This is a genomic window from Candidatus Palauibacter sp. (assembly GCF_965216145.1).
Lineage (GTDB): Bacteria > Gemmatimonadota > Gemmatimonadetes > Palauibacterales > Palauibacteraceae > Palauibacter.
In genome coordinates this window covers 406,004-422,387 of the sequence record NZ_OZ244149.1, presented here as the reverse complement: position 1 = coordinate 422,387, position 16,384 = coordinate 406,004, and the positions used below count along the sequence as shown (strand labels likewise).

Annotated in this window: 10 protein-coding genes; 6 read left to right on the top strand and 4 right to left on the bottom strand. The window is 65.3% G+C overall.

The features are described 5' to 3' along the window. Positions 1–23 precede the first annotated feature (23 nt). The gene (locus ACOOHF_RS01840) at positions 24–860 is read left to right on the top strand and encodes a TIR domain-containing protein (RefSeq protein WP_420463147.1); all 837 of its coding nucleotides are present in this window, start codon (positions 24–26) and stop codon (positions 858–860) included. A gap of 485 nt (positions 861–1,345) precedes the next feature. Here ACOOHF_RS01840 and ACOOHF_RS01835 read toward each other — a convergent pair whose 3' ends face one another. The 4 genes from ACOOHF_RS01835 to ACOOHF_RS01820 form a co-directional block, all read right to left on the bottom strand. Next, positions 1,346–1,492 carry a hypothetical protein gene (locus ACOOHF_RS01835; RefSeq protein ID WP_420463146.1) on the bottom strand — a complete coding sequence of 49 codons (147 nt, stop codon included), beginning with the start codon at positions 1,490–1,492 and terminating at the stop codon, positions 1,346–1,348. Further along, complete coding sequence (locus ACOOHF_RS01830) at positions 1,489–2,244, bottom strand: hypothetical protein (RefSeq protein WP_420463145.1); 756 nt, start codon at positions 2,242–2,244, stop codon at positions 1,489–1,491. The genes ACOOHF_RS01835 and ACOOHF_RS01830 overlap by 4 nt, the downstream gene beginning before the upstream one ends. 334 nt (positions 2,245–2,578) lie before the next feature. After that, positions 2,579–6,514 (bottom strand): NACHT domain-containing protein, encoded by a 3,936-nt coding sequence (locus ACOOHF_RS01825; RefSeq protein ID WP_420463144.1) that lies wholly within the window; start codon positions 6,512–6,514, stop codon positions 2,579–2,581. Continuing rightward, positions 6,493–7,779, bottom strand: a complete 1,287-nt coding sequence (locus ACOOHF_RS01820; protein WP_420463143.1) for an ATP-binding protein — start codon at positions 7,777–7,779, stop codon at positions 6,493–6,495. Before ACOOHF_RS01820 ends, ACOOHF_RS01825 begins: the two co-directional genes overlap by 22 nt. A gap of 235 nt (positions 7,780–8,014) precedes the next feature. Here ACOOHF_RS01820 and ACOOHF_RS01815 point away from each other — a divergent pair, with 235 nt between their 5' ends. From ACOOHF_RS01815 to ACOOHF_RS01795, 5 genes are all read left to right on the top strand, one after another. After that, positions 8,015–9,223, top strand: a complete 1,209-nt coding sequence (locus tag ACOOHF_RS01815; protein ID WP_420463142.1) for an AAA family ATPase — start codon at positions 8,015–8,017, stop codon at positions 9,221–9,223. Positions 9,224–9,260: 37 nt separating this feature from the next. After that, the gene (drmA, locus tag ACOOHF_RS01810) at positions 9,261–12,689 is read left to right on the top strand and encodes a DISARM system helicase DrmA (RefSeq protein WP_420463141.1); all 3,429 of its coding nucleotides are present in this window, start codon (positions 9,261–9,263) and stop codon (positions 12,687–12,689) included. After that, on the top strand, positions 12,686–14,479 hold the full coding sequence (drmB, locus tag ACOOHF_RS01805) for a DrmB family protein (protein ID WP_420463140.1): 1,794 nt from the start codon (positions 12,686–12,688) through the stop codon (positions 14,477–14,479). The genes drmA and drmB overlap by 4 nt, the downstream gene beginning before the upstream one ends. A gap of 19 nt (positions 14,480–14,498) precedes the next feature. After that, the gene (gene drmC / locus ACOOHF_RS01800) at positions 14,499–15,272 is read left to right on the top strand and encodes a DISARM system phospholipase D-like protein DrmC (RefSeq protein ID WP_420463139.1); all 774 of its coding nucleotides are present in this window, start codon (positions 14,499–14,501) and stop codon (positions 15,270–15,272) included. 234 nt (positions 15,273–15,506) lie between these two features. Next, positions 15,507–16,346, top strand: coding sequence for a hypothetical protein (locus tag ACOOHF_RS01795; protein WP_420463138.1), 840 nt, complete (start codon positions 15,507–15,509; stop codon positions 16,344–16,346). The last annotated feature ends 38 nt before the right edge of the window (positions 16,347–16,384 follow it).

Sequence of the window (16,384 nt, the reverse complement as noted above, 5' to 3'; positions counted from 1 at the left end):
GATGGGAGCCGTGGAGGAACGGCATGCTAAAGCGAAGGGTGTTCTACAGCTTTAACTACGAAACCGACCGCTGGCGAGCGGCGACGGTTCGGAACATCGGCGTGGTTGAGGGAAACAGACCGGCGACGGATACCAGTTGGGAGGAATTGACGCGTCAGGGTGCTCCGGCCATCAGGGCGTGGATCGTCGACCAGATGCGAGCACGCTCCTGCACGGTGGTCTTGGTGGGAACCCACACCACCGGACGGCCATGGGTCGAATACGAGATTGAGAAGTCCTGGAAGGATGGGATGGGCGTCGTCGGGATTCGCATCCACGGCCTGCGAAACCGGGATGGACATGTGGCCGCAAGGGGTCCGAATCCGTTCAGGATCGCTGTCGGCGCACATGAAGATCTTTCCCGTGTGGTGAAGTGTTACGATCCTCCCGGGCGAAGTAGCGAAGAACGGTACGAGTGGATTCGGGACAATTTGGCCAACGCCGTTGAGGAGGCCATCGCGATCCGACACCAGTCAAACATGTCGGACATCGCAGAGCAAGTTGTAAGCGCTCTTCAGGATACTGCTTATCTGTCAAGAGATATTGATAATCTTTATCAGATGTTGGACTTCCCCAATGAGCATCTTGCCTGTATCAAAAAAATTAATGCGTATGACGCTTTCGACCTTACTCGCGCGGAAGAGCTGCTACACGTAGCACTAAATGCGGATCCCAAGATGCTCAGATTGCCCGAAATCCATAAGACATGGTCAAATGTCGTCGATACGATACGCAATAGTGAAGAGCGCCCGGAAGACAAGCTGCACATGCGGGCCGTAGTTGACGAATTGGAGAGAATCCTGCGCGACAGCCTCGGATAGAATCCTGAGGTGTTCCCGGCTTTTTGGACGGGTCGCCAATTTACACACCCTATGTAAGTGGTTGTCTTCAACTAGTGGAGCTTGGACCTCAATTGACCTCAACTCTCATTCTTTTGAAAGTGCTGCACGATGGCCATTTTGCCCAACTCCCGTAGTGAATAGTCCATAGGGTTGTTGTCCACATCGAACGATACATTTATGGGGATAAGGGCCGTGTTGTAGGTACTGCTGATATCGCCCTTTACGGTTACGGTGCTTCCGTCGATAGAAAGATCGAATGTACCACTAACAATGTCGTAACTAGATGTTGGTGGATTACGCATCTGTGACGTTCCCTTCTCTGTTCATCGGTTCACCCGGCAGATTGACCCATCTTTCCGCTGCTTCCGCGATCTCCGCTTGCGGCACACCGGTAGAGTAACACGTCAGCCACGGCGCGCTCAACGGGCGCAGCAGCTCCTCCCGGCGCAGCGCCGCGTTCACCGTTACCGCGTGACCGTTTCCGAGTCCGCCTTCACCCCCACGTTGAACCGCACTTGGCCGGTCGATTGCGCGTACCGGTTGCCGCCGCAGTCGAGCACATCCGTCCGCTGACCGACGCTCAACCAGTCCATGGCGATGAACCCGGTCAAAGATCCAGTCCGCCGGGGTGCCGCCGCAGCGTCGCGATAAGCTCCTCGACGAATTCCTCGTTCGGCTTGTCGGCACCCCAGAAGATGACCGTGTAATGGTTCGTGTCGAAGTGCGGCTTCGTGGCCGGGTCGTGGAACGCTTCCTGATGGCAGATGTACACGACCGGCTTCTCGAGAGCCTGTGCAAAGCCCCCCTCCCAGTAGCACCCGCGGTTGCCGTCGGTCAGGTCGACGATGACGAACGAGGCGCCCCGGATCCGGTCCTGCATGATGTTGTCGATCAGGCCGGGCTGGGAGAGATCCTTCATATCCCGTAGCGGATAGCCCCGCTTCCTGAAGACCGGCTTGAGGACATCCTTGAAAATGGGCTCGGTTCTTGTGCCGCCGAATTGCCACGCGAAGAATCCGTACCCTCCATCGAGCGAACCGTGCTTCATCTCCTCGTACTGCTCCCAGCCTGTGAGCGTAAGGTCCGCACTGGCATACGGTTCCTCGCCGCCTTGGAAGTATGGCGGTTCATTCCATTTGACCCTGTCCGCCGCGGCGAGTTCGCCCATGAGTTCCCGCGCACTACCGGAGTTCGGAGCACCGATGACCGCTGCGAACTTGGGTGAGCCATATCGGAGAGTGATGGCGCCTCCTCCCTCGAGGACTCGATCTCCAATGTGCCTGATCGCGTTCGCCGCCTGCTGCGCACGGGTTACGGCCAAGTCTCCGTTTCGGGCTTGTTCCACGAGCTTGCGGTCGATCACGGCAGGGGTCGGCTCCGGAGTGGTGCCGGGAACCCTCTTCGGCAACGACTCGTGGAGGTCCCACTTCGTCCGCGCGAAGTGCGACAGCCAGGACCGCTGTGTAACCGTCAGACCATTGGTCGCGTCGCTGGCCCTGAGGTACTGCTCGACGCTGAACTTCCCGCACGTTTCGCAATCAAACCAATATCCCCACTCACCTCCGCCGCCTCCGCATTGCCGAAGACACAGCGGACACTGGCGATCGGTGCCGCTCAACGCGGGACTCCATGCTCGTCTTCACGTCCCGCGCCTCGTTCACGCTCGTCTCCGGGAGTCCTCATCTCTCGGTCCTTCCTTACTTGGCCGTTTCACGGCGGCTGACGTCCAGTACAACCACGCTTACCTTGACGCGGTCACGGTCGGCGAGACCTGTCTCTAGACGATCCCGAAGCTCGTCGGGAGTCTTGGGTCGCGGGCCGGACGGTGGAACCGGCGTACGTTCCCGCTCCAACCAAAGTACGAGGTAGATGCCGTATCCGTCCGACTCAGGATCGCGTGCGTATTTCGCCACCAGTTGATCGCTCGCCGCGCTCCAGAGTTTCCGATAGCGGTTCTTCTTGATCTCGACGGGGATGGCGAAACCGCCGTACGAAACACGGATGTCCGCCCGCCTGTCCTCGGCGTAGTTTCCCTCGCGACGGGCGTCCACCCCGGGCGGGAGCTTCGGTCGTAGCGCGTCGAGAAGCCGGTCTCGACAGAAGTTCTCGTGCTTGGGCTGCTTGTCGGCGGAACTGATCGGTTCGTCCCAGAATTGCCGCCACCTGTCGGTGTCTCCATGCCGGAGGTGCTCCCCGATTTCCTCGAACGCGACTGCGACGAAGGCAGTAAGATCGGCGGCGCTCGCGGGCGGTCCGCCGGACAAGTTTCTCTGGACGGCGGCAAGGTTGGGGGTGGCGAATGTCGCGCTGCGGCGCGCTACGATCTGCGCGTCCCCGGCCCGTCGTAGCATCGTCTGCCACGGTTTGAGCGAGGCGTCCGACACCAACGCTTCGAGGGCGGCGACGGACGCATCGTCCGTGCGTGCGGCGAGTCTGCGTGTCCAGCGGTGAATGAGCTGCTCCGCCTTCATTCGGCTCCCGTCCGTCCAGGGGCTCGATCTCTTGGCCTCGCTGACCCACGGTTCGTACCGGCGTCCGACGAGGGTGATCAGAGATCGCAGCTCGCGTGTGCCCGAAGGCATCGGCAGCCGATACCCGTCGTCCGCAGGGGCCAGAAAGTCCACGATGTGGCGTCCGCGCGCTTCCTCTCCTTCCTGCACGAAAGAGACGACGAGCGGTGCGTACTCCACGGGCGATACCAACAGTCCGGCGGAGAGCCACAATGCGCGCTGCGCCACGTCCAGATCGGTATCGATCCGGCGTCGCAGGGCCTCCTCGATCCCGTCCGCCTCCCAGCGAACTCCGGCCCGCAGGAGTTCTCGCAGCGCCAGAATCTGCGGTTCAGTACACTTGGTGGGGAATCCGCGCCACAGCTTAGGAGCCGCGATCCGAGTCACTTTCCGGTAGGCCGGGTCGCGCGCCAGACGCCAGAGATAATGGCAGTCCTCCTTCCTGCGGATCCGAGAGCGGGTGACCTTGACCAGGACTTCGGCGACCAGGTCCGGGTGTGTCTGACGGATTGCGTCGTACCACGCCGGGTGCGCCAGCTGGTTCGGGTTGACGGGCGTGACGTAGTAGATGCCGATGGCCCGGAGGACAGTTGCCGCGTCCCGACCTTGGAGCGCCGTGGATCCGAGCAGGTCGAGCCCCGCGAGCAAAGGAAGCGCGAAGAACGACCTCCGATTGTCCTCGTCGAGCCTGATGATCTCTCGCAGACTCGGCAGGTCGTCCCGCTCGAGTACGCGACGGAACCCGGAAAAGGCCGCCCGAACCATTCCCCGATCTCCATCGAGAAGCCCCAGCAGGCGGGACTCGGGATCCGCGCCGGGTTGGTCGTGGAAGGTGTCGTGGTACGCCGACGCAAGCCGGTCAAGCAATGCTGGCGCGCACTTCCCGTCTGGCAACTGTCCCCGTTGGTCGCGCACCGCTGAAACGACGTCGGCCTTCTCGCGTTCCGCTGCGGTTACGTATTCCGCCGCCTCCTCCCGCACGGTCGTGACGATGGGCTCGGGCGGCGGCATCGCAAGCTGCTCCGCGTCCGTCCGCAGCGCCGGAGATCCTTGGCCCGGTGCGGCGGCACCGAACTCCGCCCATCGGACGCTCCACGCCCAAGGGCGGTAGTTCTCGCGTCCGCCATGCCGACCGAGACCGTTAAGCGCGAGTTGCTTCTGCATGTCGGGACGAGCCGTGAGCCATTCGCGAATCGCCCGGAGTGCCTCGGAGCTTGGTCCCGACACGAACGCCTCGAAACCGATCAACTCCAGCCAGTTGAGGACTCGCTCGGTGTCGGCAACATCCCCGCTGACGCGCAACGCCCGCTGAACCAGCTTGTGCACGACCCGGGACATCGCGTCGTAGGGACCCGTCTCGAGCCATCCCGTCCCCCGCTCGTAGAGTGCGTCGACCAGCGCGGGCGCGTCATCTCCCGTTTTGTCGACGAGCTGACTCCGCCAGAAGAAGCCGTAGGAGCCACCGAGCGGCACGTCGTCGGGGAGCAGGTAGTCCCACACGCTCCCCGGACCGATCTGGTCTGGATAGAGATACCACAGCAGCAGTCCCAGTAGTTCGTGATTGCGGTCCTTCACCCGCCCGCCCCGCAGATCGTCAAGCAGGCTCATCAGGTCTGGGAGGCATGAGGGGTCGTGTTCTCGGCGGCGAAGGAGCGCGCGCAGGGACATGCTCCTTACATGAGATCGCCAAGAGCCATCCCGGACCGTCGCGACCAGTCCCGTATCCAGGGGCAGGGGGACGGAAGTGCGTGACAAGGCGGTGAGCAGCAGATAGGCGACCTCTTGCGTTCCCTCGCTTCGGTCATCTTCCCGGAGATAGGCTGCGAGGATCCCCGGGGTGTACCGGTCGACCAGAGAGGTGAGCGCCGCCTCGGGCCAGTCCCAGACCCTGATCTCGTCGGCGCGTTCGCCGAAGGCGCGTAGCAGACGCTCCCGTTCGTCCTTCGTGAACGCGCCCACGTCGCCGTGCAGCGCCACGCCCACCGGATCGGTTTCGATGAGCGGCGCTCGCGCCGACGAATTGAAGGCGGCCAGCCAGGCGGCGAGACCGCGCAGCTCGGGAACGACGACCCCGTCGAATCCTGCCAAGAGCGCGAGAACGCGGCTCGCCGGTAGCCCCGACTCGATGAGAGTACCCAAGTGCCGGGCGGCCAGGAACTCCGCGATCTGTCGGTGCGCGGGGACTCGTCCTCCATCCGTGTCTGCAACGAACATCGGAGATCGAAGTGCGCGGCGCAGGGCGAATCCGTAGCCGTCCCGCGCGCCGCCACGAACGTCGCCCAACGGCAGCGCCTCGGCGTCGCCGGTCTCGTCCGGCGACGCGTAGTCTCTGTCCGATAGCAGCAGCAGTGCACACAGATGACCGGTCGCATCGAGGGTCTCCTCAACGGATACCGGAGGGGCGTTGCGGTTCGCCGCGCTGTGTTCTTCGTTGTGCTCGCGCACCCACATCTCGCAGGCCTGCGCAAACGTGGCCAGGCGACCGTCGGGCCAATTCCCGTCGCGGACGGCGCGCACCAGCAGTTTGAGCAGGTGGGGGTTGCCGAGCAGTCCGCCCAGACCGCGGTCGCTTGCCTTGGAGAGGAAGGCCTCGGGGTCGCCGCCGCAGAGGCTCTTCGCTATGGCGCGGACCTCTTCATCCCCTAGCGGTTCGAGGTGTAGGATATGTGTCCCCCCGTACCCCGCCGTCGAGACGATCTGCTCGAGGTCGTTGCGGCCGAGCCAGTCGGCGCTGCGGCAGGAAAGCCGAAACTTTGGACTTTGGAGCCGCTGCAGACGGTCCACGATCTCATCAATGGTAGATCGGGCGTCAGGACTGCCCGCGCGGACCTCGTCGAGCCCGTCGATGAACACGTTCTTGCCGCGCCATTCGGGGTGTTGATCGAGACTGCGACGAACGAACCTGCGCGCGGTCACGAGCAGGCCGTCCGGGTCGGCATCGGCTTCCATTTGAAGGGCCGTGGTCTTGCCGGCACCTGGATCGCCCAGCAGGACGTACGAGCGTTCGGACCGGAAGTCTGCCAAAGGGCGTGCTTGGCCGGATTCGCCTCCAACCACGGTCACGTCACGGGAGACAATCGCTGCCCCGGAGTTTGTTCCGCTCATCGCCGTTCCTCCAGCCAATAGCGGGCTGGCTGCGACAGAAACTCGTTCAGCGGCACGCCGCCTTCGCCCCCGACCAGCAGCGTGCGAGTTCTCGGGAACCGTTCCTCGAACGCCCGCAGTCCCCGAGGCCAGCCCCGCCGCCGTCCGGACTTCACCTCGATGCCGAGCACGTGCGGGCCTTGAAAGAGCACGAAGTCGACCTCGTCGGCGCCGTCTCGCCAGTACGCGACGTGCATGGCGGTTTCCAGCGTGTTGTGAAGGTGCGCTCCCACGGCAGTCTCGACGACTTGTCCCCAGAACGTCCGGTCTGCCCGGGCTGCGTCGAACGAGTAGCCGGACAACGCCGTCATCAGACCCGAGTTGAGCGCGAGGAGCTTGGGATTGGACGCCACCCTTTGTACGGCGCTGCCGGAGTAGTTCGGCAGCTGCGTCATGATGCCCGCATCGGAGAGCAGGTCGACGTAGTGTTGGAGCGTCGTCAAGCTGCCGGCGTCCTTCAGCCTCCCAGCGATCGTCTGATACTCGAGGATCTTCCCGGACTCGGGGGCCATCTTCACCAGCTGCCGCATTAGGGAAGGTTTGTCCACGCGGGTCAGGGCAAGGATGTCCCGGTCGAAGATCGGGTTCACGATGGAGGAAGCCATGTAGTGTCGCCACCGCCGAACGTCATCGGCGTGCCGGATGGCGCCCGGATATCCTCCGAAGAAGATGTACTCGTCCAGGGTGACGTCGAACGCCTCCGCCATTTCGGAAAGCGACCAATGCCGAACCGGGAACGACATGAACCGGCCGGCGAGGCTCTCTCCTCTCCCTGTGAGGAGACGCCACGGGGCGGATCCGAGGATCACCACCTTGAGCGGGCAGCCCGCCAGCCGGTCCGCGTCCCACAGGCCCTTCACGGCCGCCGACCAGTCGTTGATGTGCTGGACCTCATCGAGTGCGAGCACGAGGCCGCGGCTGTCTGCCCGCGCGTCCCGCCGGGCGCGCCGCCAGGTGCCCGCGAGCCACCCGACATCGCGCGACGGGGGTCGCGCGGTCGCCGCGTCCGCTCCGGAGATTGCGTCCGGTGCCGAGAGGGAGGTCCTGTGCCCAGAATCCGCACTGTCGAGAGCGATGTAGCGGCTGCGGAGCCCCAGTCCCCGTAGCCTGCGCAGCGCCTGTCGCACGAGGGTCGTCTTGCCGGACTGGCGCGGACCGGTGACGGCCACGATGAGCGGAGGGCCGCTCTCGTCCGTCAGCTCTCGTACAAGTTGCGCCACATGCGGGCGTTCGAAGGCCTTCATGTTCGTAATAGTAATTCGATACGCTAATTTTCACAACTAATTACACATCTCCGTGCCGGGCCGTTCTTGGTCACCGCCGCGACGGATGACGGCGCAAGGAGGACATCGGATCTCTCTGCGGATCGCTGACCCTTCAAGGGGTGAAACGGTTACCTTCGGTGTCCGGCAAGAGAGAGGCGGTGGGCTACGGGGGCGGCCACGGACCAGCCGACGTGAACGAGAGAGGACCGGAGGCATGGAAGGCGATGACGGCGGCGGGATCCTCGCCAGAGTCGTGTTGCGAAACTACAGGAGCATCGCGGCGTGCGATGTGCGTCCGGCTCCGCTCTCCATCCTCGTCGGCCCGAACGGGGTGGGGAAGAGCAACTTCGTGGACGCGCTTCGATTCGTCGCCGATGCGCTCCGCTTCTCTCTCGAACACGCGTTGCAGTCCCGAGGGGGGATCGCGGAAGTGAGGAAGCGATCCGCCGGGCGTCCGCGCCACGCGGGAATTCGTGTCGATCTCCGGCTGCCCGAAGGCAGTGTGTCGTACGCGTTCGAGATCGCAGCGAAGCTGAAGGGCGCCTACGCGATTAGGCGCGAGGTGTGCCGACTGCGCTCTCGTAGTGTCGATGAAGCGTACGGCTACGAGGTTCGCGATGGTCAGGTGGTCAGCAGCTCATTCCCGTCCATGCGATCCGCGAGCGACCGGCTGTATCTGGTCGCGGCGTCTCACCTGCCGGAGCTGCGGCCTGTCTATGACGCCTTGTCCGGAATGGCGTTCTACAACTTCAACGTTGACGCGATCCGTGCGCCCCGGCCATCGACACCGGAAAGCATCCTCCTCCGCGACGGCGCCAACCTGGCGGAGATCTTCTCGGGGCTCGACCGGGCGTCGCGTGAGGAGATTGTGCGCTATCTCGCGGCCATCGTGCCGGGGATCACGGATGTGGACACGCACTTGGCAGGGCGGCGGCGGACGCTCCGATTCTGGCAGGATGCGCCGTCGTCCGACCGGCGCTGGAAGTTCCCCCCCAGCGCGATGTCCGATGGAACGCTGCGGGTGCTCGCCACGCTCGTAGCCACGCGGCAATCCCGCATTCCCGGCGGGAGAGCGCCAAGCGTCGTGGGTCTCGAGAAACCGGAGACCGTCCTCTATCCAGCGGCGGCGGAGGCGCTGCTGGAAGCGCTGCGCGGGAGTAGCCGCAAGGTCCAGATACTCGCCACAAGCCACGGAGCCGATCTCCTCGACAACTTCGCGGTTCCGCAGGATGGCATCCTGCCGGTGGCGACCGAGGACGGCGATACGTGGATCGGTCCGCTCGACGACGCTGCAAGGTCCGCCATCGACGCACGTTCCTTCACCGCCGGAGAACTCTTGCGGATGGACCAGCTTCAGCCGGATCCGCGCGCGGCGAAGATCGGGAGGGTGAATCTCTGGAGTGGCATGGCGGAAGCCGCATGATCGTTGAGACTTGCCGCGCCATCGAAGCGTTGCTCGAGTGAACGAGCAGCTGGCGGACGCGGCCCCCGGCCCCGCACTTCCGGATTCCAGGGATTCCGTCGTGGTGCGCTCGGATCTCGTGCGGACGCTCGATCTGGATCTCGTCGGTCCGGGGCCGGAGGACGAGCACGCCGACGAATGTCTGCCCGGCCGGGAGCGGCCCTCTCTGTGGTATCTCACCGGGTTCCTCGTGCCAACGGACACGCCCGCCGAGTTCCGTGCGGACGACGACGGGGACGACGACTTCGAGGCAGAGGTGCCCGAGGATCAGGGCTTGGCCGAGGAGTCCACCGAGGACCGCAAGGCGGCCCGGAAGAGCTTCTATCCGTCCTCGATGGGTCTCAGCGTGCTCGTGCGACAGGAAACACGGAGCCTCCGGGTCACGGTGAGCTGGGGCGATTACGCGCGCTCGAAGGAGAAGGACGGCGAGGGCAGGGAGGTTGAGGTATGGCAGCGGACGCCGCACTCTCGTGAGATCGTGCTGGCGCTTGACGGCGACGAGACAGGGAAGAGTCATCCCGTGCCTGAGTCGAACGGTCTGTCGCTATTCGTGAGGGAACGCAGCGTCCCGACGAAGACCCTCGGTGGGAGGATCGAGCCCGGCACGCGCGCGGTGTCGGTGTTCCTGGCGAACGGTCGCACCCCCGCAGCCGAACGTCGCGATGCCGACACGGCCTACGCCTTCCAGGCCGTGATCGCGGTGGAGTCCGATGCCCCCTTCCATCCTCGGCCGGATATGAGCGCCCGCACGGACCAGGAGTGGGACGACCGGGTGGCCGATCTGCATTACGCCGACACCCCCGCCTACGCCACCGGGCACGGGGTCGCCACGGACTGGGCGGTGGAGGAGGGCGAGTGCCGGAAGGTGTGGACGACATGGATCGGGCGCGCTCAGGTCGAAGCCACGAGACCGAACGAGGTGTCCGGCGTCGAACTCTCCATGGATGCGCTGGGCTCCTTGGGCGACGGCGAGGCCGCCACGGCGGCCCTGTCCCCCCTCGTGTCGGAATACCGGCGCTGGATCGACGAACGGCGGGCGGGGAGCGGCACACTCGCGGAGGAGCGTCGGGCGACTGCGGAGGAGCTGCTCAATCAGGCAGGTCAGGCCGCGGATCGCATGGAGCGCGGAATCGAGGCGCTCGCCGGGGACCCCGACGCGCTGGACGCCTTTCGGCTGGCGAACCGGGCGGTCGGGAAGGCGTTGGCGCGGCGCGGAGTCAAAGGCGAACTCGGGTGGCGACCCTTCCAGCTTGCCTTCCTGCTGCTGAACCTCCCGGGCATGGTCGATCCTGCTGACCCGGATCGCGAGACGGTCGATCTCCTCTTCTTCCCCACGGGCGGCGGCAAGACGGAGGCGTACTTGGGGCTGGCCGCCTTCGCGATGGTCCTCCGCCGGCTGCGGAATCCCGGCGACGAGGGACGCGCCGGGGCCGGCGTGAGCGTCATCATGCGCTACACGCTGCGTCTCCTCACGCTGGACCAGATGATGCGGGCCTCGAGTCTCGTGTGCGCGCTGGAACTGGAACGGGAAGCGGACCCCGCCCGCTACGGGACGTGGCCGTTCGAGATCGGGCTGTGGGTGGGGAAGGCCGCCACCCCGAACCGGATGGGCCGCAAGGGAGACAACCGGCCGGACAGCGCCCGCGGTAAGACGCTCCGGTATCGCGCCAACTCGCGGCACAACCCCGCCCCGATTCCGATCGAGAGCTGCCCGTGGTGCGGAGCAGGGTTCGACGGCGACTCGTTCTCGCTCGAGCCCAACGCCGACCAGCCGCGCGAACTCCGCGTCGTGTGCCTGAACTACGAGTGCGATTTCTCCGGCGGCCGCCCGCTCCCGATCATCGCCGTGGACGAGCCGCTCTACCGGAGGCTCCCGGCGTTCCTCATCTCGACCGTCGACAAGTTCGCGGCGCTGCCGTGGGAGGGACGGTCGGGCGTCCTTCTGGGCGGGGCCGTCCGGTACGGCCCGGACGGCTTCTACGGAGGCGCCGATCCGGGCGTGGGGAGGCCGCTCCAGGCACCGCTCCTTCCGCCCGACCTCATCATCCAGGACGAACTTCACCTGATCTCCGGTCCGCTCGGGACGATGATGGGACTCTACGAGACGGCCATCGAGGCGCTCTGCACACTCCGGGACGGAGAGCGCCTCCCGAGGCCCAAGATCGTCGCCTCCACGGCCACGGTGCGACAGGCGGGCGACCAGGTGCAGGCGGTGTTCGCGCGGCACGATACGCGGGTGTTTCCGCCCCCGGGGCCGGACCGGCGCGACTCGTTCTTCGCGAGTACCGCGCCCGCGTCGGAGGTTCCGGCCAGGGTCTATCTGGGCATCGCGGCGGCCGGCCGGAACGCGAAGTTCCTCTTCCGCCGCGTCGTGCTCGCGCTCATGGCCGGCGCCGCCCACGCCTACCGAGAGGCCGGGGGTCGCGGCAACGAAACGAATCCCGCCGACCCCTACATGACGCTGCTGGCGTACTTCAACAGCCTGCGCGAACTGGGTGGAGCGCGCCGGCTGCTCGAGGAGGAGGTGCGGAACACGCTCAAGAAACGGGGCGGCCGAAGGCGGATCGGCGAGCAGCGCCGGCTGTTCCGGGACCGGCATTTCCGCGACGAGGTCGTGGAGCTGACGTCGCGGGAATCCACGAGCGCCGTGGCGGAGGCGTACCAACGGCTCGGCCGCGGCTTCCACGAGGAGAGGCCGGTCAACTGCGCGATCGCGACGAATATGATCTCCGTCGGGCTCGACGTGTCCCGGCTCGGACTCATGGTCGTGTGCGGCCAGCCGAAGACGCACTCGGAGTACATTCAGGCCACCAGCCGCGTGGGCCGCGATCCGCGCAGACCGGGGCTCGTGGTGACGCTCCTCAACGTCCACAAGCCACGCGACCGCTCCTACTACGAGCGGTTCCGCCACCATCACGAGACGTTCTACCGGCGGGTGGAGGCGGGCAGCGTGACGCCATTCTCGGCGCGGGCGCTCGACAGGGGCTTCGCCGGGGCGCTCGTCGCGCTCGCCCGGCACTCGAACCCGGCCCTGACGCCCCCGCTCGGCGTCCAATCGATCGCCGCCGCTCGCAGCCAGCTCGAGGACCTGCTGAGCGACACGTTTCGGGAACGGGTGGACAGCCAGCCGATCAAAGACCCCGAGGACCGCCGCGAACGCCGGGACAACGTGCGGGGACGCGTCGTGGATCTACTCGATTCGTGGCTGGCCGTGCTGGACGGTTACCGGGCGAACGGCGTCGAACTCCAGTACCAGCGTTACGAGAGCCGCCGCCACCGAACCCCGAGACCCCTGCTGCGCCACATTCTGGAATCGGAGGAAAGACCTCACCACCGGAAGTTCCGGGCGAACCGCTCGCTCCGCGATGTGGAGCCCGAAGTGCAGGTGTACGTCAGGGATCCCGGCGACACGGGGAGATCCGCGTGAGCGTCGGCGGCCGGGGCCAGATTCGGCGCAGCCAGATCATTACGACCTACGGCCCGGGTGCCTTGATCGATCTGCCGCGGGATTCGGCGATCGTCGCCGGGCTGGAGGCGTGGCCGGGCCCGGGCCAGTTGCAGGAACTGAACGAGCCTCGCCTTGAGCGCAGGCTGCGCGACATGACCGGCGTCGCGGCCCCGCGGCTCTACGCTCCGCCGACCCGCGACGAGAGCGAGTTCTGGCGGAAGTCGCCGCCGGGGATTACCGCGTGGAGGTTTCCCGCTTGGTTCGTCGTGCAGGTCGATGAGGATTCCCGCCCGCTCGTCCACCGCGACGCCCTCGACGAGAGGCGACGCTACGGCGGGAAGCCGACCGTCGCGACCCGCTTCGTGCGAGCCTGCCCCAACGGCCATGTGGACGACATCCCGTGGTCGGACTTCGTGCATCGGGGAAGGGCCGACCATGTCCCGCGGCTCACGCTCGAGGAGAGCGGCGCCACGGGTGAGTTGGGTAACCTCTGGGTCCGCTGTGGGTGCGGGAAGTCACGCAGGATGTCCGAGGCCGCCGACATCAGCACCAAGCCCCTTGGCGCCTGCCGCGGGGCGCGGCCGTGGCTGGGACCGCACGCGGCGGAGGACTGCGGGGTGCCCAGCCGTCTCCTGATCCGCACGGCCACGAATGCGTACTTCCCGATGGTCGTTCGGGCCCTTTCGCTTCCTGAGCGAGGGGATGCACTGGATCAGGCGGTGAACGACCTGTGGGATGATCTCCACATCGTCGATGACGCCGACGACCTTCGAGTCTTGAAGAAGAAGCCGACCGTCGCGCACGCGCTGGCCGGTTTCGAGGACGACGAAGTCCTGGAGGCGATCCAACGCCGCAAGTCCGGCTCGACGCAAACCGCGGCATCCGTCAAGAGCGTCGAACTGGACGCTCTGCTCAATGTGGAGGAGGGCTACGGCGACGACGTGCCCATCAACCTCGACTTCCACGCGCGAAAGCTCCCGGGCGGATACCGCTCCGAGCGCTTCCCCGGGCTGGCGACCGTCGTGCAGGTACATCGGCTGCGGGAAGTCTTGGCCTTGGCGGGGTTCACGCGGCTCGAAGCGCCCATGCCGGACATCGACGGCGAATACCGGGACGATGTGAAGCGGGCGGACCTCGCGATCGATCCGTCGTGGTTCCCCGCCGTGGAGAATCGCGGCGAAGGCGTGTTCCTCCACCTCGCGTCCGACGCCGTGCGGGCGTGGCGGGCCCGGCTCGGCGTCAAGCGACGGCTGGCGGACCTTGAGCGAGGACACGGCGCGTGGGCTGAACAGCGGAAGAACAGCCAGCCGTTCCCCGGCGGCCCCTACGTGATGCTTCACACGCTGTCGCACCTGCTCCTCCAGTCGCTCTCCATGCACTGCGGATACCCGGCCGCCTCGATCCGCGAGCGCATTTATGTCGACGCCCGAGGCGAGCGGTACGGGCTATTGCTCTACACGGCGAGCCCGGACGCCGAGGGCACGCTGGGCGGGCTGGTACAGCAGGCCCGAGACATCGAGATCCACTTGGAGCGGGCCCTGGAAGCGGCCGAACTCTGTTCGAACGACCCCGTCTGCGCCCAGCACCGGCCCTCGGTCAGTGTGGAGGACCGATTGCTCCACGGTGCCGCCTGTCACGGATGCACCCTCATCGCCGAAACGTCGTGCGAGATGTGGAACGACTACCTCGACCGGGCCCTCGTCGTCCCGACCCTGGACGTGCCCGACGCCGCCTTCTTCGAGCCCGCGGCGGCGCAGGGTCCGGCTTGAAGGGAGGGCTGGCCGCGGCATGATCCGAGACCTCACGGCGCTGCCGACGCATCTAAGAAAGCGGCTTGCCCAGGCATTGGACTCAGGTCGGTTCATCGCGCCGTACTCGCCGGTGTCGCTGCAATCCGTCTTGGGCAGGGCCGACGAGAAGATCCTCGGGGCTCTCCGTGAACTGGCGGACATGGGCATCGCCGGTCGCGCCGCCGCGAACTGGCTCCGAGCGCTCGATGCGGCGGCGGAACCCGCCGGCCGTCCCGATCTCGTGTGGTCCGGCCCCGAAGTGGAGGGAGTTCCGGCCAGAGACACCCGGCGGGTCTACGAGGAGCTGTTCATCTCAGCCCGCCGGTCACTCTGGGCCGTGAGTTACGCCTACTTCGACGGCCCGCGCGTCTTCGATCTGCTTGCAAAGCGGATGGAGGTGATCCCGGAACTCCGTGTCACTCTGCTCCTCAACATCGACCGCGGTCGCCACGACACCAGCAGTCCGGGCGACGTCGTTCGCCGCTTCGCGGATCGATTCTGGAAAAGGGATTGGCCGGGCAGGGTAAGACCCGCGGTCTTCTACGATCCCCGCTCGGTCGATCCCGACGCTCCCGGGATCCTACACGCCAAGGCGGTCGTGGCGGACGACAAGCGCGTTTTCGTCACGTCGGCGAACTTCACGGCCGCCGCCCTCGACCACAACATCGAACTGGGCCTCCTCGTCCGCGACCGCCCCCTCGCCCTCAGCGTCGTCAAACACCTCCAGGGCCTGATAGACCATAAACTGCTGCGACCGCTGCCGATGGAGTAGCTACGGCTTTGCGCATGCGGATGGAACAGAACGGCAGATCTCGAGTACGTTCCGAGCTGCCATGAAGCACAGACCCGTCGGCTTCGGAGGACTTCAAGCGGTCAGCTCGCGGCGTTCAACGTGCCGCACCGCGAACCGAACTTGTGGCGGGAGCGGATCTATCGAGAATCACCGCGATAGGGGACTAAAATGGGATGGGACAAGAACCCGCATCTTCTCGATAGAGGGTCAAGAATGCTCGAGGAGCGCCTGACACAGGCGATCAACATATTAGCATCATTGGGCGTCAAGGTGCATTCAACCGGTCGCCACCGATCCGCTCAGCGCAAAATGGAGGTGTTCAATCAGGGGAAATTGTTGGATCTGACAGACGACGGTCAACGGGTCAAGCTGGAGGCCGCCGACCGGACTGCGTTCGAGACGGTCCTCATCGCCTCTGCGGCATACCGATCACGGCTCACTGAGACGCCATTCACCATCGAGAGACTGCAAATGATGATGAAGGATCATAGTCGCGCTCGAGACACGCAGTTTGAACTGATGTTGGGAGCAATGTTCACGTTGGGCGGCGTCGATGTCACCTCAGGAGAACCGGATCTTCGCATCGAGTACGGGGAGGAGGTAGTTGGCGTGGCGGCAAAGCGGGTCGAGAGTCTAAGAGACGATAAAATAAAGAGGCGCGCTAGGGAAGCGGAGCGCCAGATTCGCGGCTCGGGGCTTCGCGGTTGGATCGCCATCAACCTGGACACGAGGTTTTCGAACGTGGATCCCACGGTGCCCGAAAAGGCACTGTTGAAGGAGGTCAACGATCTTTTCAGTAATGTCGCAGAGGTAATAAGGACTAACACTGACGGCGGCGATGTCATCGGCATAATGCTTTACGGCTACGCGACCGTGTGGGAACAACATACCAGCGCTGAAGCGCCGCGATACAGAACGGCGATATTCCAGCGTCGCGAGCCTTATGCCGAGGATGATCATCAGTTCGCCGAAACGTTCTTCCGCGCTTTGGATGACCGTTGGGATCGGAGTGTGGCGACGATATGGAGCAGGGACTACGCATGGCGGATGTAGAACGTCAGTGTGCTCTGCGCTGTTCGGGGACCATGCGT